This window comes from Micromonospora sp. MGP-C2 (assembly GCF_057766525.1).
This window is the reverse complement of the sequence record NZ_JBYMEN010000002.1, coordinates 6,898,628-6,918,463: the sequence shown is the minus strand read 5'-3', so window position 1 is coordinate 6,918,463 and position 19,836 is coordinate 6,898,628. Positions and strand designations below refer to the sequence as shown.

Below are 19,836 nucleotides of genomic sequence, written 5' to 3'. Positions count from 1 at the left end.
GCCCTGTTCCAGCAGGTCATCGACGACATCCTCGACCAGATCCGCGACGGACGCCTCAACCCCAACGACCCACTACCGTCCGCACGCAAAATAGCCGACCTCTACGGCATGGCCTCCATGACCGCCCAGCGCGCACTACGCGAACTCCAACGCCGGCGCATCACCTACAGCGTCGCTGGCAAAGGCACCTTCGTGCACCCCAACGCCTTCGACCTGCTACACGGCGGTGTCCTCCGCGAACCAATCGACGACCCCGACCTACGCCTCAGAGTCGCCGCCTACCTCGCCGACCAGCAGGCCTTCAGGGCCATCACCATCCGCTACCACCACGCCCGCACGGCCGACGACAAGAACCCAGCCCTACACGACCTGCTACGCCACGCCGACACCAACAACGACCTCATCGACGAAGTGATCAAACACCAGGCCGACCGAGGCAACTTCGCCCGGCAACCCGAACACCTCCATCGGGTCAGCGACGACGAGCAGGCCCTGCCACCCGCCAAGCGCTCCTGCGGATCCGGCCGGGTAGGGTACCGCCCTCGCCGCCCGCCAAGCGTCCCCGCAAGCAGGCGCGACCGCGCACCGAAGCAGTAAGCCACCGGACCAAGGCCCTCGACCAAGATCCGACTGGCTCAAAACCTCTCTGCAGGATCAAGCCGGCCCGGTGTAGCCGGCGCACACCGACAGGCGTCGGCACGCGAGGCGTCAAGCTGGTGACATTGCATTACCCTTGAGTGGACTCTGAAAGCTTTGCGATCGCTCGCTTCCATATCTCTTCGACGCGGGAGACATGCCGCTCATATATACATTCGCCAGGCTATTTAGCCGACTCCCGTCAGGCCGCCAACAGGTACTTGCATCGCAGCGGCCCGCAAACCGGCAATTATAGAGGAGTCGGCCCCAGGATCTTGCAGAGCATCTAGGGCATCCACCTGCCGCTGCAGTTCGGTTTGGATCGACGAAGCCTGCAACAGCGCCTCACCGTCATCCCTTCCAACGACCGCTAGATCCTGCTCCCGTGCTTCGAACTCGTCCGCTGCCGCATACGCTCGTTCAGCAACGTAGACAGCGAGGTCAACATTATCGTCACGCAAAAGTTCCAAGAGGTAAACGAGCGAGGCAATAGCATCTTCCGCCTGCGGCGTCCACTCGTTCCAGTCTTCTTCAGCCGGTAACAGTTCCTTTATTGAGTCCGGCGAAGGAAGCTCTGATACGGCCCTGCTCATCTCGCCCCCCTGCAGCCCCGACCAGACCGCGTCGACCGAGATCCGGACCAGGACCGGATCGCCGACCTCCTCCAACGCACTGAATTTCAAGTATCCAGGTATCAGCACCTCAACGCAGCTAACTGCAAAGGCGGTACGTTGCCACGGGGCAAGGTTGGCAAGGTCTTCGCGAAGCCGCTGAGAGTCGAAGCGCACCGGGACTACCATCAGCTCCCCTTTCCGAAGGTACGCATAACGGCGCTCATCCCATCGGACGAGATCCGATAACCTTCTTCTTCTAGATACTGACGACAGGCTGGGCAGATTGCATGCGGATAGCTGGATAGCGCCCGCGGACTCAGCCCAAGGTCTTTCGCCCGCTCATTTGCGGTTACCTCAGCATGATGTCCAGGAAGCCGCGCTTCCTGTTCGGAACCGCCCATCGCAGCTCGCTGGCGTGGGTCAATGTCGCGGACGCCGGAGGCCACGAGGTCTGGCCCATTGTTGGTGCTCATCACAACCGTGTCTCGCTGCGATCTAGCGATGGGATCGAGCGAACCATTGATCCGCTCAGCACTACGCTCCAAGCGAGGAACATCGCATGCCCTCCCTGCGAAAGCGGGATCGTTGTTGTGGACGAGGACTGGGGTGGCGCCGGCTATCACATAGTACGTGTGGATGTCGGCGACGGTGAGGTCGCGCATCTCGGCGTCGCCGTCGAGGTTCTGAACCTCGACCACGGTCACCTGTGCTCCAGGTCCCCCGCCACCCATGCCGGCACCGGTGCCGTCACCCTCCAGCCGCTTGTCGTCGTGCACGAGCAGGCGGTGGCCGACCTTGAGCTCGGCCGCGTCCACCCACTTGCGGTCGGTGGCGTCCCAGAACGGGTGGTGCTGCGTGGTCTTCAGGACCGTCGACTTGCCCGAGTTGGCGTCCCGCACGGTGACGTTGGTGAGGTCTCGGTCCTGGTTGATGTGCAGGGCGGTGACCTTCTTGGCCGCAGTCTCCTCAGCCTCGGGGTCGGTTGCCGCCACCTTGTCGCCCAGTGCGATGTCCTTGATCGCCTTGGTGCTGCCGTCGGCCATCAGGACCCGGGTGGCCGGATCGAAGCTGTGCCGGGCAGTCTTGCACCCGGAGGCGCTCTGTTGTCTCTCGCCAGCCTGTGGCCGGCTCGGCTCGGCGCTTCTGCCGGTCTTGCCGGCGAGCGCGCGACTGGCTCCGCCACCGGCGAGCTTCGTCGCCCCTCCGGTCAACCTGCCCGCTCCGGCGGAGAGACCGCCGTCCAGGCCGCCCTCGAGCATTGTGCTGGCCAAGTTGCCCAGTGAGAACTTCTCATCGCCGCGCGCCACGTCGACCATGTATCCAGCACCAGCGGACATCGCTCCCGCAGCGGCACCGGCCAGAATCAGACACCCGACACCGGTGGCGCAAAGCGCAGCCACTGCGACTGTTGCTGCGATACCCACGGCCACCGTCGCCGCGAACTTCCACGGATCTTTCTTGATCGCTTCGACTGTCGATTTGAGGTTGGTGACGGCGGCTTTTGCTGCCTTCTTCGCGGTCTCTTTGACGCATTTGCTAACGCCGCCGGAGACGCATTTTTTGGCGGCGTGATACGCGTCCTTAACTTTTTGGACCTTCTTCTTTGCCCAGCGGACCGTGGTGTCCTTGACGACGTGGGCGGCCTTCTTCAGGTTGTTCTTGACATTGCGTGCCGTCTTCTTGACGTCCTGCCACGCCTTACCGGAGCGGACGTAGTTGAATGCCTGGTAGGAGCTTTTCGCCAGGGTGGTAGCGGCGCGGTAGGTGGTCTGGATCGCCGCAACAGGGTTGGTGACCACAGAAACAGTGCTGCGGAAGGCCTTCTTGAGGCTCGAAAGGCCCCAGTGTCCAGTCGGGTCCGTGGTCGTCAGCGGGTTGGCGTCGCCGTACTGGAAGCGGTTGGCGTTGACCGAGTCGGGCACCGGGTTGTTGGACGCGGTGTCCCGGGTGTCGAACTGACCGGTATCCGGGTTGTACCACCGAGCGAGCATGTTGACCCGCCCGGTCAGGTTGTCAGTCCATTCCGACTGGTAACCGAGGCTGCCGAGCAGACCGGACGTGGCGACGATGACACCGAGGGGGTCATAGGTGGTCGACCCGGAGAGGGTGGTGCCGGTGGCGGTGAATTGGCCCACGACGTCGTCATGCTGGTCCGTCCAGGCGTACCGAGACCCTGTCCCTGTGCCGGAGCCGGCCGCGAGCAGTGAGCCATCCGGGCCACGGGTGTAGGTCGCCCCGCTGTCTTGGGCCAGGTCGTTGTCGAGGCCTGTGTATCGGAAACCCGGTACGACGGCTCGACCAAGCGCATCGTACGAGTAGGTGCGGTTGCCTGCCGTGGCCTGCTGGGAGATCACTTGGCCGAAGGCATCCGCCGTGGTGCCGAACGAACCCGCCGCGGAACTGGTCTGGCGCAAGGTTCCTCGCGCGGTGTACGAGTAAGTAACGCCACCGCTCTGCGTCGCGAGCTGGTTGCGTGCGTCGTAGGTGAAGACCTTCCCGCCGGCCTGGGTCCGGTTCCCCGCGCCGTCGTAGGTGTAGCCGATGGTCGTGGTGCCGTTGTTCCAGGTCGACAGCCGGTCGGCGAGGTCGTAGGTGTAGGTGTTGGAACTGGACCCGGCGAAGCCAGTGGTGACCTTCGAGGTCTCGTTGTTGTTGTTGTCGTAGCCGTAGGTGATCGAGCCCAGGGTGGTGGTACCGGCGGCATTCTTCAGTGTGTCGGACTTCAGTCGGTGCATCGCGTCGTAACCGAAGCTCCGCACGTTGCCGGAGTTGTAACTGATCGACGAGGCCTGCGACATGTTGTTGTAGCCGACCACGAGGTTGACGCCTGTGGTGGTGTTGGCCGCCGTCCGGAATCGGCCGGCGTTGTCGTAGGTGTAGCTGCTGGTGCCGGCGGCGTCCGTGCGCGACGCCATCCTCCCGTCCTTGTTGTAGGTGAACGAGGACGAGTCGCCGGGACCGGTGATGGACAAGGGTAGGCCACGGTCGTCGTACGAGACGGTGTTTGTGCCCGCAGGGACCGCGAGGCCAGTCACCCGGCCAGCGTCGTCGTAATCGAAGGTCCGGTCGGCCGTGGTGGCCTCAGCGCCGGTGCCGGTCTGTCGGGTCAGTCGGCCGGCGTCGTCATAGCTGTTGCTGGTGCGTACCCCGCCAGGAGCAATTTGGTCAACGACCCGAGCGGCCTTGTCGTAGGTCATGGTGAAGGTGCGGTCGGCCAGGTTCGGGTAGGCCGGGGTGGATGGTTCGATTCGTGATTCGGGCAGACCCCAGGTGTTGTAGGTGGTCCAGAACTGGTTGCCCCGGCCGTCGGTGAAGCGAGTCCGGTTACCGGCGGCGTCGTATCCGAAGCTGGTCGTGATCGCGGTGGTGGCGGTGACCGGCTGATTCTGGCTCGTCAGACGGTTCGTTGCGTCGTACCCGAAGGTGGTGGTGGTCGTGCGCCCGTCCGTCGACGACGTCAGGTTGCCGTTGTCGTCGTAACCCTTTGATCGGGTGACGAGTACGGTTCCGGCAGCATCCAGGTCCTGCTGCTGCGTGAGCCGGCCGACCGGGTCGTAGCTGGCGGTCTGCGCGGTACCATCCGGCATGGTGATCCTGGTGGTGCGACCAAGTCCGTCGTACTGGTACTTGGTCTGATTGTTCGCACCGTCGGTAGTGGTAAGTGGCGCGCCGGTGAAATCGTAGGTGCTCGACGTCTTCACGCCCGCGGCGGTGGTCACCGCCTGGGGCCACGGACCCTGCCCGAGCGCTCCGGTGCCGTAGTCATAGTTGGTGGTGTTGGTCTCGCCGGTCTGGCGGACCACCTGGCTCGCGGTGAGCGGCCGGTCCATCAGGTCGTACGTCGACGTCTGCTTGGCACCGGTGGGGTCGATCGACTCCAGAACCCGGCCGAGCTTGTCGTAGGTCGCCCGGGACACCTTGCCCCGCGGATCGGTGACCGCAATCCGATTGCCGAGGGAGTCGTACTCGTAGCTTGTCGTCTTACCGTCTGCGCTGGTCACCGAGCGCACCTGATCGAGCTTGTCGTAGTTGGTGAGCACCGACGCCCCGACGATTGGCGTACCGCCGGGCGGGGTGTAGTCCGGCGCGATGACCTCGGTGGGCCGGCCGAGAGCGTCCACTCGGGTACGGGTGACATTCGAAAGTGGGTCCTGCGTCTCGACCATCTCGCCGAAGGTGTTGTAGCCGATCCGAGAGACGGGTACGACAGGTACACCCGACGTACCGAACACCTCGGCAGTCACCGACGGCTCCACCGTCTTCACCAACTGGCCGGCCTCGTCGTACTCGTAGCTGGTGGTCTTGCCCTTCGGGTCGGTGGTGGCGGTGGTGTTGCCCAGCTTGTCGATCGTGTAGCTGGTCGTCGGGCCGGTGGTCGATGTCAGTGCCTCACCGGTGCGGCCGTTGCCCCCGGCGTAGAGCGTGTTGATCTCGGCAGCGGACAGGGCTCGCTGATAAAGCTGCACGTTGTCGATCGAGCCGCTGTAGCTGGCGTAGACACCGGTGCCGAGGTAGCCGCCACCGATAGTGGGCGAATTCGAGGTGAATGGGGTCGGGTTGGTGGCCCCGGTACCGGCGATGTTGTTGACGTAGAGGCTGAGCGCCTTACTGGTGGCGTTGTAGACACCAACCAGATGAACCCAAGTGTTTGCGGCCAACGCGGTGCTGGAGGTGGCGGAGTAGATGGCCGATGGACTGTCCGAGTCCGACGACGGTGTCCGGAAGGCCCACTTGTTAAGGGTTTTATTGTATTCAAGATAGTAAGCGGTCCCCCAGGAGCCGAGTTGGGTCAGCGCGGTCTGGTCCTTGAGGAAATCTTTTGGCTTGACCCAGGCAGAGATCGAATACGATTTGGCAGTATCGATGGCCTGGCCGCCGATTCGGAGACCCCGACCACCACTAAATGTGGCGGCGCCTCCCGACATGGTCACGTCGGCGCCGCCGTTGGCACTGAGGGCCGACGCGGTCGAGTCGTAAGCGACGTTGTATCCGTCGCTGAAGCTGGTCTCGTCGAGCTTGAACCAGGCGTTCGGCGAGGCTGAAGGGTCTGCGGCGATCCGCTCCGAGGTCATCCGGCCGAGTGGGTCGTAAGTACGGTTGGTCGCCTGCAGGGCCGTCGGGCCGCCGCGGTCACTTGATCGGGTGGCCAGTACATGGTCGTCAGCGTCGAAGCTGAAACTGGTGACACGTTGAGTGTCGACATCCGTCGGCGACGATGTGCTGATGCGGACGACCCGGTTGGCAGGGTCGCGTGCGTATCCGACGGTCGTCGCGCCGTTGTTGGTTTGCTGGCTCGACAACTCCCCGTCGGGCCGGTGGATGTTCTCCTCGAGCACGTAGGTGCGGGTGCCGTCGGTCCGGGTGGCCCGTCGCAGCGTGCTGTCTCCGTTGTAGGTGTAGTTCGTCGTGTAATTCATGGCGTCCGTGTCGGAGGCGAGATTGCCGTCCGGGAAGTACGCCTTGAAACTGACCCGGGTGGTGGTGCCGTCGGCACCGGTGATCGTGGTGACCAGGTCGTTGCCCTCGCCGTCGAAGGTCTTGCGTACCGCGTGCAGCACGTCCCCCGACGGGCAGGGGTTTCCGGGCACCGGAGAGCTGTCGCAGGTCACCTCGGCGGTGGTGTTGCCGTAGATGTCGTATTCGAGCAGGGTGACCACACCTGCGGGATTGACCGTTTTGATCATTCTGCTGTGGTCGTCGTAGAAACTCTGGACCGCACGCTCCGCATCGCCGCCGGTCAGGTCCTGCACCCGGCGTCCCGTGACGTTGCCGTCGGGGTCGTAGTCAGTCGACGTTCGACCGGTGTGCACCGCGCCGGTGACCTGGTTCAGCACGGGGGGCTCGGTCTGCTCGACGACCTGGCCCTCCGCGTCGTACCTCATTGAGGTGGTCAGATCCCCCAGGGTTTCGGTCTTGACGGTCTTGGCGCTGATGCGACCCAGGCCGTCGTAGGCGAACTCGGTCACCAGTCCTGCGCCATCAGTGATCCGTGCCAGATCGCCGGCGGAGTTGTACTCGTTGGTCTGGGTGGTGCCGCCAGCGGACCTGGTTGTCAACGGCAGACCTGCCGGCGTCGTTCCGCCACCAACCGCCGGCGTGGTCGCGCTGGTGTAGGTCACGGTGGTGGTCTTGCCAGTCGGGAAGCCCGCGACGGGCGGCGTGGTGGTGCTCGTCCGGTTGCCGGCGGCGTCGTACCCGAACCGGGTGAGGAACATCGGGTCTGTCGGGCTGTACGAGTTGGCCGTGCGGTACTCGATCAGTTGGTCATTACGTGGATCCGGAGCGAGGTTGGTGCTGGTCGCGTCCGGATAGTAGTTGTAGTAGGCCGAGTCACACTTGATCGAAGTGATACACGCTGTCGTACGGATCGTGTTGCCCCGCACGTCCCGGCCCGTCTCGGTCTTGTTCCGCAGTGGGTCATAGGTGACCGAGCCGAAGCCGCCGATGTCGTACCCGTAGTTGGTGGTGTTGCCCAGCACGTCGGTGGAGGCGATCAGCCGGTTACCGTTGACCAGGTCGAAGACCTGCGTAGAGGTCTTGCCCTTCGGGTCGGTGACCGTCGTCGTGGTGATCGAGGTCAGCGTCGACCCGGTGGTGCCGGAGCCCGGCTGTGTGGTGCTCTTCGACGCCTTCCAATGCCGGTCGACCTCTGCGGCGCTCAGCGGCGTCTTGTAGAAGGCCACCTCGGCGATGTTGCCGGTGAAGTAGGAGACATCCTGCGTAGATCCGGGCCAGCCCTTGGTGATGCCCGTGCCGAGGTAGGCGGCCACCCTGGCCAGATCTTGGACCGTGCCTGCGTGGCCTCCGACCATGTCGCCATCGAGGTAGAGCAACTGCTGGCTCGGAGTCTGGGTAACCGCGATGTGGTGCCACCTACCGTCATTGACCTTCGACGGGGACTGGACGACGGGTGATTGCGGTGCCCAGAACTCGCCCCGCAGGTAGCCGTCCCCACCGACATAGAGCGCTGGCGTCCACGTGGTCGCCCCCGTCGTCGACGGAGGGAGGTCCATCTGTCCGTTGGTGTAGCCCAGCAGCACCCCGCTCTTAGCGCTGCCTGCCGGGGTCTTGAACCACATCTCGACAGACTTGGTGGTGTCGTATGTGCCACCGCCGAGGTCCGCCATGCCGTTCAGCTCGACATAGGCGTTGGTGCCGTTGAACACTGCCCCGTACGAATCGGCGAACGGGCTCGTCGTGTTGGGCTGGGTCGTGTTGAACGTGACGTTTCGATACCGCGCGTCGTGGAACTCACCGCGCACCTCGTTCACCGGCTGGGTGGGCGCCTGAATGTCGGCGAGCCGGAAATAGTGCTCCGGTTGCGACCCGAGCACCGAGGACACGTACACCAGGCTCGAGCCGCCAACGGTCGGTGCCCCGATCTTCCACGTCCCGCCGAGTTCGTCGGTGACCTGCTTGACCCGGCCCGTCACCGTGTCGTAATCGACGATGGCCTGGACCCGACCACCGGGGGTCGTGATCCGCGTCAGCAGGGGGTCAGCCGCAACACCGCTGCTGCGCAGGGAGGTCACCGTGGGCGCGGTGATGGCCCGATTGTGGAAGACCACATCGGCGATCGACCCGTTGAAGAACGTGGCGGTGGCCGCGGTGTTCGGTTGCGCAGGCCACGCGCCGCCGAGGAAGCCGGCGCCCACGTAGCCGTTCGTCATGCCAAGGTCAAGATTGATCGTGGCGGTCAGCGCGCCGACGCGGGCACCGTCGAGGTAGAGGGCCTGGTTGCCGCCGTTGCCAGCCAGGGCGACATGGTGCCACTGACCGTCGGCCACCGTGTTCGGCGAGGCCATGGTGTTCGCGGTGCTGCCCGTCCAGAACTGTCCACGCAGCTTGCCGTCCGACCCCACGTACAGGGTCGGGGTGTAGGTCTTGGTCGTCGTGGCACCCGTACTGACCGGGTCGACCTGATGGCTGAAAAGCACGCCCGTGGGGCTGCTCGTGCGGAACCACATACTGATCGACTGGTACGACGCCTCGGTCACCAGCTTCGCCGGCAGTTTCACCGACGACGAGGTGCCGTTGAAGCTTGCTGCCGTGGAGGTCGAGTTCGCCACCGGGCCGGAACTTCCGAGGGTGACGTTGGCGTAGGTGGCGTTGTCCACGCCGTCGTTGCTCAGCACCGCGCTCTGGGCGACCGTCGCACCGGGGCTCTCGTTGAGCCGCCAGAACGAATACGGGTCGGTGTTGAGCACAGTGGTGGCGTGCTGTGGCGTCAGCGTGTACTGGTAGCTGGAACAGTTCGCGGCCCCAGAAGGCGGACAAACCTTCGTCAGCAGGTCGCCGTCGTAGTTGTAGGTCCACGTCACCGCGCTGGCCGCGTCGCCCTTGACGACGGGGTCCGTGGTGATCGCCGAGACGTGTGGATACGTCGAGTTCGGTGGACGCGACCACGATATGCGGAGTGCGCGACTTGAGGCCACGGAGCGCACCTCGTCGACCAACCCAGCAGCGTCGTAGTGCACGGTCAGCGACCGGCCCGCAGCGTCGGTGATCCGGGTCAGGCCGTAGACCCCACCGGCCGCCGCCTGGGTGAACTCGTACGTGGTGGTGTCCTTGTCGGTCAACGTGTAACCGCCGGTGACCGCCTTGAAGACGGAGTAACGACCCAAGGGCGGTGTCCAACTGCCGTCGGGGTTGCGACCGAACGAGACGTCCTCACCGCTCGGATAGCGAACCGCCACCGTTTGCAGGGCCCCACTCGCGTCGGTCGACTCGCGGGCCTGCATGTCGAGCAGCGACGACCAGCCTCGGCCAAACGCCCCGGAGACGCGGGAGTCGAGGCTGTTGTAGTCCCGCGTGATGCTGAGCGCCGGACCGACAGTCGTCACCTCGACGTCCGTGTCGGAGGTGGTGTAGTTGCCCGTGCTCGGCTCGTATCCCTTGCCGCCGTTCTGCGCCAGGTCGGAGGTCACCATCTGCTGCGGCACCTGGGTCGTGAACGCGTACTTCACGGGGGCGACAGTCGAGGTGGACGAGTAGTCGTTGACCTGGACCGCGTACTGGTAGGTCTTGCCCCAGACAAGGACGCCAGCCGGCACCTTCCATACGCCAGCGGTCACCCAACCGGAGGTGCTGACCTGCGCGCCCGCCTCGTCGTAGACGAAGTAGTTGTACCGCAGGCCCTTGTTGGGCCAGCCGTCCGGATCGCTGCCGGCGGCGGCGAGTTCCGGGGTCAACGTGTTGACCGCGTAGTTGTTGGCCGGGTAGCGGACGTCGAGCTGCGGCGGGACGTTGTCGGTGTAGGTCACGTCGAGGAAGGCGTCACACTTGATCGACCCGTAGGTCGCGTGGGCGCAGCGCATCGCCGGGGTGTCGAGCCCGGCGTCGACCGAGGTGAACCGCTTCCAGGCCCTGTTGTTGGTTTCGCTCTCGGCTTTCAGTGCGAGGCCGTAGTTGGCGCCGCCGGTGACCCAGTTGTTGACCTCCGACACGTCGAGCGTGACCGGCACCCAGACGCCAACGTTCCGGATGGCGTCCTGATTACCACAGGCCGCAGTGCTGGTGGGTGATGCGTTGCCGATGGACCCCGACAACGTCGGGAACGTCGTGGACCGGACGCCGGTGGACGACCAGGCCGACTTGGCGGCGAAGACGTCGAAGCGGTGGACCTCGCAACCGGTGTTGAGGCCCTGGTAGGTCATGAAGAGGTTGAGCTTGGCCGTACTGATCTTCTTGCCCGCGTAGGCAGTGGTGAAGCCGGGAAACGGTAGCAGGCCCTGGGCCTTGGCCGAACCGCTGTTGAATGTGCCGATCCCGATACTGTGCTCAGTCGACCGGTCCGACTCGGTGCCGCCGGACTGGACGTAGGTGTCGCCGTTCGTGGTGGCGATGGTCGGATCGAGCACCACCGGAAACGCCCGCTTCGGGTCACGCAGCCAGGCGCCGTCGACCGTCATCTTGAGCGCCGGGCCGTCTGCGGTGTCGACCAATGAGTAGCGGATGTCGCGGGACATCGCACCGGCACCAGAAGCATCAATGGCGGCGTCCTCCATGAACGCCGCGGGCATCCGGGCCACCGTCTGTCCGTCGGCGGCTCGGAAGACCACCGACCCGTCGCCATCGACGGTGGCCTTGAGCCCGGTCAGTGAAAGGGGGTAGGTGTACTCCGTGGGGACGTCCGCCGAGCGGAGGACCAGGCTTTCCTTGACCTCGCCTCCAGCAGTAGCGAGTTTCAGGTCCACATTCGGGAAGACCTGGCGGTACGTCGCCAGTTCCCCGCTCACCTCGGGTGGCCCGATGCTCGCGCCCGCAATCCGGTAGGCAAGGCTCCGACCTGCGTCGAATGTCACGCTGACCAACGGGGTCGTGTCAGTGGTGCGCGCAGCGGGAGCACTGCCCGGGGCGTTGAACTCGACCTTCTGGCCGCTGGCCCGCGGCCGGAGCCGACCGTCGGCACCCTGCACCAGGTTGCCGTCGATTGGCTGCCACGACCCGTCTGCCGCCCGGAAGTTGACCGGCCGCTGGTAGACCCTCCGGGTGTACGAGCCGTCCGCGTTGCGGAACATCTCCGTCTGCTCGGTGGCGCCCGCCGCCTGACGCTTACTGGTCTTGAGGTCGAACCCACGCGACGAGTCGCCGGCGTTGCGCACCGCGTTCTCCGGCCGATGGGGCTGAAAGCGCGCCAACTCACCCTTCGCCCGGACCGGCTTGCTGCGATCCTCGGTGAGCGGAGCCTCCGCGTAGTGACCGCGCGGCTGGCTCTTTCCCGCCTGCTGCTTCGGGGTGGGCGGATTACCCAATGCCCAGGACGGTCGGGCCTCCAACAGCGACCAGAACCAACCAAGCGGGAAACCCGAGCCGGCCACGGTGGGCAGTGGCCCTCGTGGGGCAGCAACACCCAGGGATAGGACGAGCACCAGAACTGTCGCAACCCGCCGGAACGCAGGCCCCCGCGAGCCGCGAGCACGCCGACGTGCCAACACACCGCGAACAGCATCATGCCGACCGCCCATGGCAGCCCTCCCCCGTAGCTTGATCATGCAACGGGAAGCTTCCTGGACGTTTGCTGAGAAAACAATGGCCGTCAGTGGCCAAGTTTTTACATGTTAGGTCGAAGCGGGCAAGGTCCGCACGGCCGCGGCAACCCCATCGACGATCCCTTCTGGAGGGTCAGCATCCACGATGGTCACATCGGCGGTCGGCACGCCACCCACGACCACATACCGAATCGATGGAAAGCGGCCCTTACCCGCGATCAACGCATCCACCGGACCAACCCCGACCGCGATGACCATCTCGCACCCCTGGGCAGCCAACGTGTTGAAGTAGGCAGCCACATTGGACCTGTCTTGGACGCCATTCGCGGCCAGGTACTGCACCTGCACCAGCGACTCAACCGACGCACGTTGCATCCCGGTCCAGGCGGCCCGCGCGTCGCGGCTTGCCAACCCCTTGTCGTCGGTCAGCAAGCAGGCGGTGACGTCGCGGTACTGCCGCTGCCGAGGTGCAGAGGTGTGGTCGGGCCAGACGACCCACGCCAGCACCACCGCGACGGCCAGAGCCACGAGCCCGACCACCACCCACCGCCGCTGCAAATACCTGTACACCTGCTGACCTCCTCGCGACGGCGGTGGGTCCCCCGCACCGGCCGAGGATACGGGTGAGAAGAAGACTCGTCGATCATGCCTTGATCGGAGCCACACCGCCCGCGTCTCCGCGATACGGCGCGGAAGACAACGGCCGTCGTGGACCAGCCCGTTCGTCGCGGACGGCACCCGGACATCAAAGCGGGCCGGCGGGCGTCTTCGTAGTCCAACGTCCCGAGCAGCCATGGCCCGTCGGCGCCGTGCGGAAGATCGGCTGATTCGGCTCGGATCGTCGTGGGCTCGACTCACCGACGATCCTCTGCGCATCGGGAGTCGCATCATCCGACGTAGCGACAGCTAGCAACATCTGCAGCACTTGACGCGGAATCAAGAGCAAAACTGCCGCTCCATCCAGTACGCAGATGAAGCGGCAGGTCAGAGCGTTGTGCAGCGGGCGCGCCAATGGCCAACCATCCACGCGGTTACCGCCCACAAAGATCATCCGTTACCGGATGTTACCGCCGTTACCCGAGAAGATCCTCATCTCCCCAGGTCAATCGGTCGGGACGGCCGGATTCGAACCGACGACCCCTTGACCCCCAGGCAACCAACACGAGGTGCTGACCTGCCGTTCCACAGGGGCTGGCCTGCCGAAGCCCTCCATCAAGGTCCCTGCTCGTCCGCTGGCGTCCGTCCCGATCGTCACCCGGCTAGTCACCCAGCGGAGGGCTGGGGAGGATGTCATCGTGATCTCTCTACCTCAACCCAACGACCTCACATCGCTGGTGCTCCGTACGGACTTCACCGACGACACTGCCTGGGAAGCCGTGAAGGCGGCCTTGCGCACCTGGGAGGGCGAAGACAGCGCCACCTTCGTCAGCGACCCGAAGTACAAGGGCGTGAGCCTCCATGAGCTGGTCGACGCCGACAACGCAGCAAGCCAAGACGACAGGCTGACGTACCTCTTCCTTGCCGACGCGACCACGATGACGGACGTCGAACGTCCGCTTCTCGCACTCGACCTGGCGGACGAGCCGGGCCGCACCTTCCGGGTGCCGCCCCGCTGGTACGCGGACGTCTCGACCAACCTCACCATCGCGAACATGGACTTTGCCGAGTTCGCCAACGCCATCGATAGGTCGGACACGTACCGGGGCTTCGACGGGGACTGACGTCCTGGTCTGGGGCCTACTTGCTCAGCCGGTGACGGAGATCGAACCACACTGTCAGCTTGGGAATCGGATTGATCTGCACGGTGTGTAGCCGCGCGGCCGGGTGGACAAGGACAGACCGTTCAGCCTGCGGACCCTCAGCGTGCCGTTGCCGACGGATGTTGACCGCTACAGCGGGCACGCGTCGGGCACGTCAACTGCTCTGGCGTCACTCCCACAACGCCGCCGGTAGCAGCCGAGATCCAGCCAGCAAGATCAGCAGTTCGGCTTAAACGAGCCAACTCGGAGAGGATTAGCTGCCGCCGGCACGGCCCTCGATCGGCACAACGTGCTTCGAGCCTTCCGCCCCGTCGTCGCCAAAGCGGGCCTCGACCCGCGCGACTGGACTCCCCGCGAGCTGCGGCACAGCTTCGTGTCCCTACTGTCGGACAGCGGCATGAGCCTTGAACAGATCGCGGATCTCTGCGGCCACTCCGGTACGACGGTTACAGAGAGCGTCTACCGGCACCAACTTCGGCCGGTGTTCCTGGGCGGTGCAGTCGCCATGGACCGGATCTTCGACGCTAAGGCGTAGTCACTCAGTTAGTCACCCAGGTACGACAAAGGGGCCGTCTCGATCATCCGAGATGGCCCCTCACCTGCGTCGGGACGGCCGGATTCGAACCGACGACCCCTTGACCCCCAGTCAAGTGCGCTACCAAGCTGCGCCACGTCCCGCCCTCGCGTGGTTTCCCAACGCGACAGCCGGTACAGCTTAGCGCAGCAGCCCCGGCTCGTTCGCACAGGCCCCACCCGCGCCGCGAGCCAACGGAACCACCGCACACCCCCTAAAGCGTCCTAGGAGGGTGGGGTTGAAGAAATGCCGGACGGGCGAGGACCGCCCATCCGGCATTTCGGGAGAACAGGGGCAGGTCAGCCGTGCGCCTTGCCTCGGCCGCCGGGGCCTAGCTTCTTGCGGGGGCGGACCGAGATTTCGATCGGGCTGCCTTCGTACCCGAATTCCTCGCGGAGCTTGCGCTCGACGAAGCGCTGGTATCCAGCGTCCAGCGGACCGGTGGTGAAGAGCACGAACCGCGGCGGCGCCACGCCGGCCTGCGTGGCGAACAGAATCCGCGGCGCGCGACCGCCCCGCACCGGGTGCGGGGTGGCCTGCACCAGCGCGGTCAGCCACTGGTTGAGGTGCGCGGTCGGCACTCGCGTTTCCCAGCTGGCGAGCGCCTTGTTCAGGGCCGGGGCCAGCTTGTCCACCGCACGGCCGGTCATCGCGGACAGGTTCAGGCGGATCGCCCAGGGGATGCGGCGCAGCTCCCGGTCGATTTCCTTGTCCAGGTAGTACCGACGGTCGGCGTCGACCAGGTCCCACTTGTTGAACGCGATGACCAGCGCCCGACCCGACTCGGTCACCATCGACAGGATCCGCTGGTCCTGCTCGCTGATCGGCTCGCTGGAGTCCAGCAGCACCACGGCCACCTCGGCGGCCTCGATGGCGCCGGCGGTGCGCAGGCTGGCGTAGTACTCGGTGCCGCTGGCCTTGCCGACCCGCTTGCGCAACCCGGCGGTGTCGACCAGCTGCCAGGTCTGGCCGCCGATCTCGACGAGGCTGTCGACCGGGTCCACAGTGGTGCCCGCCACCGAGTCGACGACCGCCCGCTCCTCACCGGAGAACCGGTTGAGCAGGCTGGACTTGCCCACGTTCGGCCGCCCGACCAGCGCCACCCGGCGGGGTCCGCGCGGCCGGTTCTCCACGATCGCCGGGGCTTCCGGCAGCGCGGCGAGGATGGCGTCCAGCAGGTCGCCGGAGCCTCGCCCGTGCAGCGCGGAGACCGGGAACGGCTCGCCGAGGCCGAGCGACCACAGCGACACGGCCTCCATCTCGATGGAGGTGTTGTCAGCCTTGTTGGCCACCAGGATCACCGGCTTGGCGCTGCGCCGCAGCATCTTCACCGCGGCCTCGTCCACGTCGGTGGAGCCCACCATCGCGTCGACCACGAAGAGGACCACGTCGGCGGTGACGACCGCCGTCTCGGCCTGCGCCGCGATGGCCGCGGCGCGGTCCTTCGCGTCCGGCTCCCAACCGCCGGTGTCCACCACGGTGAACGCCCGGCCGTTCCACTGCGCGTCATACGGCACCCGGTCCCGGGTCACACCGGGCACGTCCTCGACGACCGCCTGGCGGCGGCCGATGATCCGGTTGACCAGAGTGGACTTACCCACGTTGGGGCGACCGACCACGGCCACCACCGGCTGCGGGCCGCTCGGTTCCTCGACGGCAACCTCGGGCTCCCGCAGCTCGACCCAGCCACCACCATCGCTACTCATGCCACACCCCGCTCGGTGAGCAGCTCGTGCAACCGCGCCACGACCTCGTCGATGCCCAGCTCGGTGGTGTCCAGCACCACCGCGTCGGGCGCCTGCGCCAGTGGGTTGACCTTGCGGGTCGAGTCGAGCCGGTCCCGTCGCGCCAGGTCGGCGGCGGTGGCCGCCAGGTCAGCGGCGTCCTCCGCGCTACGCCGGGCGGCACGGGCCTCCTCGGAGGCGGTCAGGAAGACCTTCAGGTCCGCGTCCGGCGCGACGACCGAGCCGATGTCCCGACCCTCGACGACGATCCGGCCGACGTTGGCGATCATCTCGCGCTGCCGGGTGACGAGCAGTTCACGAACAGCCGGCACGGCGGCGACGGCGGAAACCGCGCCGGTTACCTCCGGGCCGCGGATGTCCGCGTCCACGCCCACACCGTCGACGGTCACCGCGTACCCCTGCGGGTGGGTGCCGATGTGCAGCTTGACCTCGCCGGCGACCTTGGCCACCGACGCGGCGTCGGTGAGATCCACGCCGGAGCGCAGCACGGCGAACGTGATCGCCCGGTACATCGCTCCGGTGTCCAGGTAGCGCGCACCGATCGCGACGGCGAGCCGCCGCGACACGGTGGACTTACCCGAACCGGACGGCCCGTCCACAGCGACCACACATCGCCTGGCCCGTACGTTTTCCTCCACCGTGTCCTCCTCAGCCCGTACCTCACGGATCGCCCGGTGATCTGGCGCCGCAAGCGGTTTGTCAATCGTCATCAATCATGCCCGCGGTCCGTGGCGGACCTGCGCGCGACGCCGCCGGAGGCGACCCACGCCACCCCGGCGGCCGCGTCTCGGCCGTTGCGAAGCCTACCGGCAGCCGTACCCGAACTCGGGGGTCAGTCACCCACCGCGTTGAACAGGGCGGCGACCTCGGCGTTGGTCAACCGCCGGATCCGCCCGGTGCGCAGGTCACCCAGCCGGATCGGACCGATCGAGGTACGCACCAGCCGGGTGACCGGGTGGCCGACCTCCTCCATCAGCCGCCGGACGATGTGCTTGCGGCCCTCGTGCAGGCTCAGCTCCACCTGGGCGGATTTGCCCAGAGTGTCCACCACCTTGAACGAGTCGACCTTCACCGGCCCGTCCTCCAGCTCGACCCCGGCCAACAGCCGCTTGCTCAGGTTGCGCGGAATAGGCCCGACCACCTCGGCGAGGTAGGTCTTCAGCACCTGGTACGAGGGGTGCATGAGCTTGTGCGCGAGGGTGCCGTCGTTGGTGAGCAGCAGCAGGCCCTCGCTGTCCGCGTCGAGCCGACCGACGTGGTAGACCCGCTGCTCCAGCCGGGCGCCGATGAAGTCGGACAGCTCGTTGCGTCCCTTTTCGTCCGCCATGGTGGTGACCACCCCGCGCGGCTTGTTCATCGCCACGTAGACCAGGCGGACGTCGACCTGGAGGCGCTCGCCGTCCACGTGGATCACGGCGGTGGCCGGGTCGACCTTGTCGCCGAGCTTGGCGACCCGCCCGTCCACGGTGACCCGGCGGCGGAAGATCAGGTCCTCGCAGGCACGCCGGGAACCCACGCCGGCGGCGGCGAGCACCTTCTGCAGGCGCTCAGCCCCCTCGAAGACAGGGGCGTCGGGTTTGGGGGAACGGTTATCGGGTCGCATCAGCAAGCTCTTCTACGTCGTCGGGCAGGAAGGGTGCGAGGGGCGGCAGCTCGTCAACGGTGTTCAGCCCGAGCTTCTCCAGGAACAGCGTGGTGGTCTTGTACAGGAACGCCCCGCTGTCCGTTTCGGTGCCGCACTCCTCGACGAGGCCGCGGGTGACCAGCGTACGGATGACCCCGTCGCAGTTCACACCCCGGATGGCTGAGATTCGCGAACGGGTCACCGGCTGCTTGTAGGCGACCACGGCGAGCGTCTCCAACGCCGCCTGGGTCAGCCGTACGGACTGCCCGTCCAACACGAACCGCTCAACGTACGTAGCGTATTCCGGCCGGGTGTACAGCCGCCACCCGCCGGCCGCCCGGCGCAGCTCGAACCCGTGCCCGGCGGCGGTGTAGCCGGCGGCGATCTCGTCCAGCATCGGCCCGACCCGTTCCGCCGGCTGCTCCAGCACCTGGGCCAGGACCAGCTCACTGACCGGCTCGTCGACCACCAGCAGGATCGCCTCCAGGGCGCCGCGCAACTCGGTGTCGGACAGGTCCGGCGCGGGCTCCGGCGCGGCCGTCACCCGCCGCCGCCCCGCAGCCTGCCGCCGGGGTACGCCCGCAGCCTCGGACGACTCCCCCACGACCGGCTCGCCGGGCTCCGGCTCGCTGCGGTCCGATTCGGCGCGGTCCGATTCGGCGCGGTCCGGCTCGGCGCGGTCCAGATCGCCGGGGAGCGCGGCGGATTCCGGCTCCTGGACGGGCGGCTGCGCCGCGAGATCGTCCGTGGCCGGCGAAGGTGCGGTGATGTCCGACGCGGTGTCTGCGGTGTCCGGTTCGGCGGCGGGCGGACGGGGGCGTTCCCACGGGGGGACCCAGGCGGCCGCCTGGTCGGCCAGGGAGTCCCGGCGATCCTCGTCACTCATCGCGCTCATCCTCCGTCGTTTCCGTCCCGTCCACCCCAGAGGGCTCCCCCGGCAACTCCGGTGCCTCCGGTCCCCCGGTCTGCGCCACCGGCTCCGGGTCGGCCGGGCTGCCCGCGTACTCGTCGACGTGCACCTCGGTGTCACCGTCGGCCGGGCCGGTCCAGCGAACGGTCAGCTCCTCCAGGGCCTGCTCCTGCACGAAGGACACCAGGCCCTCCCGGTAGAGCTCCAGCAGCGCGAGGAACCGCGCCACCACCTCCAGGGTCGCCTCACAGTCCGCGCAGAGCAGCGAGAACGTGGCCGTGCCGGCCCGGCGCAGCCGGGTAGCGAGGATCGCCGCGTGTTCCCGGACACTGACCCGGACCATGTGCACGTGGGCGATGGAGACCTCCGGCACCGGCTTCGGGGTCATCGCCTTCACGGCCAGTTTCAGCAGCCGCTGCGGGCCGATGCCGAGAACCAGGTCGGGCAGCGCGTCGGCGTAGCGTGCCTCCAGGCTGACCGCCCGCGGGTACCGCCGGCCGCCGACGGCCTCCAACTCGGCGATGTACGCCGCCGCTTCCTTGTACGCCTTGTACTGCAACAGCCGGGCGAAGAGCAGGTCCCGGGCCTCCAGCAGGGCCAGGTCGGCCTCGTCCTCCACCTCGGCGGAGGGCAGCAGCCGGGCCGCCTTCAGGTCGAGCAGCGTCGCGGCGATCAGCAGGAACTCACTCGCCTCGTCCAGGTCCCAGTTGTCGCCCATGGCCCGGATGTAGGCGATGAACTCGTCGGTGACCGTGTGCAGGGCCACCTCGGTCACGTCGAGCTTGTGCTTGCCGATCAGTTGCAGCAGCAGATCGAACGGGCCGGTGAAGTTGGCCAGCCGCACCGTGAAACCGGTGGAAGCCGGCTCGGCGGGCAGGTCGGCAGCCACGTCGGCGGGCGGCACACCATCGACCACCGCCGTGGCAGCGGCCTCGGGCGGGTCAAGGGGTGGCGCGGTCACCGCACGACCGTAGTCCACGAG

The 19,836-nt window shown here is 66.6% G+C and carries 10 protein-coding genes, 1 tRNA gene and 1 pseudogene; 3 read left to right on the top strand and 9 right to left on the bottom strand.

Annotation, left to right across the window (positions count from 1 at the left end):
- Positions 1-3 precede the first annotated feature (3 nt).
- The gene (locus AC3CF1_RS31735; protein WP_488452153.1) at positions 4-597 is read left to right on the top strand and encodes a GntR family transcriptional regulator; all 594 of its coding nucleotides are present in this window, start codon (positions 4-6) and stop codon (positions 595-597) included.
- Between the two features lie 227 nt (positions 598-824).
- On the opposite strand, the gene AC3CF1_RS31730 is transcribed toward AC3CF1_RS31735, so the two are convergent.
- The 3 genes from AC3CF1_RS31730 to AC3CF1_RS31720 form a co-directional block, all read right to left on the bottom strand.
- Complete coding sequence (locus AC3CF1_RS31730) at positions 825-1,436, bottom strand: DUF416 family protein (protein WP_488451906.1); 612 nt, start codon at positions 1,434-1,436, stop codon at positions 825-827.
- Entirely contained in the window at positions 1,436-12,121 is a 10,686-nt protein-coding gene (locus tag AC3CF1_RS31725; RefSeq protein ID WP_488451905.1) for a LamG-like jellyroll fold domain-containing protein, read from the bottom strand. The genes AC3CF1_RS31730 and AC3CF1_RS31725 overlap by 1 nt, the downstream gene beginning before the upstream one ends.
- 189 nt (positions 12,122-12,310) lie before the next feature.
- Positions 12,311-12,811 (bottom strand): type 1 periplasmic-binding domain-containing protein, encoded by a 501-nt coding sequence (locus AC3CF1_RS31720; RefSeq protein ID WP_354982688.1) that lies wholly within the window; start codon positions 12,809-12,811, stop codon positions 12,311-12,313.
- A 725-nt stretch (positions 12,812-13,536) separates the two neighbouring features.
- Between AC3CF1_RS31720 and AC3CF1_RS31715 the strand changes: the two genes are divergently transcribed.
- On the top strand, positions 13,537-13,962 hold the full coding sequence (locus tag AC3CF1_RS31715; protein ID WP_354982687.1) for a DUF6924 domain-containing protein: 426 nt from the start codon (positions 13,537-13,539) through the stop codon (positions 13,960-13,962).
- Between the two features lie 295 nt (positions 13,963-14,257).
- Positions 14,258-14,536: pseudogene (locus tag AC3CF1_RS31710) on the top strand (tyrosine-type recombinase/integrase); the annotation flags it as partial.
- Between the two features lie 69 nt (positions 14,537-14,605).
- On the opposite strand, the gene AC3CF1_RS31705 reads toward AC3CF1_RS31710, so the two are convergent.
- From AC3CF1_RS31705 to AC3CF1_RS31680, 6 genes are all read right to left on the bottom strand, one after another.
- A tRNA-Pro gene (locus AC3CF1_RS31705) sits at positions 14,606-14,679 on the bottom strand.
- A gap of 195 nt (positions 14,680-14,874) precedes the next feature.
- Entirely contained in the window at positions 14,875-16,281 is a 1,407-nt protein-coding gene (gene der / locus AC3CF1_RS31700) for a ribosome biogenesis GTPase Der (RefSeq protein ID WP_327643655.1), read from the bottom strand.
- Positions 16,278-16,958 carry a (d)CMP kinase gene (gene cmk / locus AC3CF1_RS31695; RefSeq protein WP_354982686.1) on the bottom strand — a complete coding sequence of 227 codons (681 nt, stop codon included), beginning with the start codon at positions 16,956-16,958 and terminating at the stop codon, positions 16,278-16,280. The genes der and cmk overlap by 4 nt, the downstream gene beginning before the upstream one ends.
- Before the next feature lie 194 nt (positions 16,959-17,152).
- Positions 17,153-17,923: a pseudouridine synthase gene (locus AC3CF1_RS31690; RefSeq protein WP_179778442.1), complete on the bottom strand. Its 771-nt coding sequence runs from the start codon at positions 17,921-17,923 to the stop codon at positions 17,153-17,155.
- Entirely contained in the window at positions 17,910-18,830 is a 921-nt protein-coding gene (scpB, locus tag AC3CF1_RS31685; protein ID WP_488451904.1) for an SMC-Scp complex subunit ScpB, read from the bottom strand. The genes AC3CF1_RS31690 and scpB overlap by 14 nt, the downstream gene beginning before the upstream one ends.
- On the bottom strand, positions 18,823-19,815 hold the full coding sequence (locus AC3CF1_RS31680; protein ID WP_407667286.1) for a segregation and condensation protein A: 993 nt from the start codon (positions 19,813-19,815) through the stop codon (positions 18,823-18,825). The genes scpB and AC3CF1_RS31680 overlap by 8 nt, the downstream gene beginning before the upstream one ends.
- Positions 19,816-19,836 lie beyond the last annotated feature (21 nt).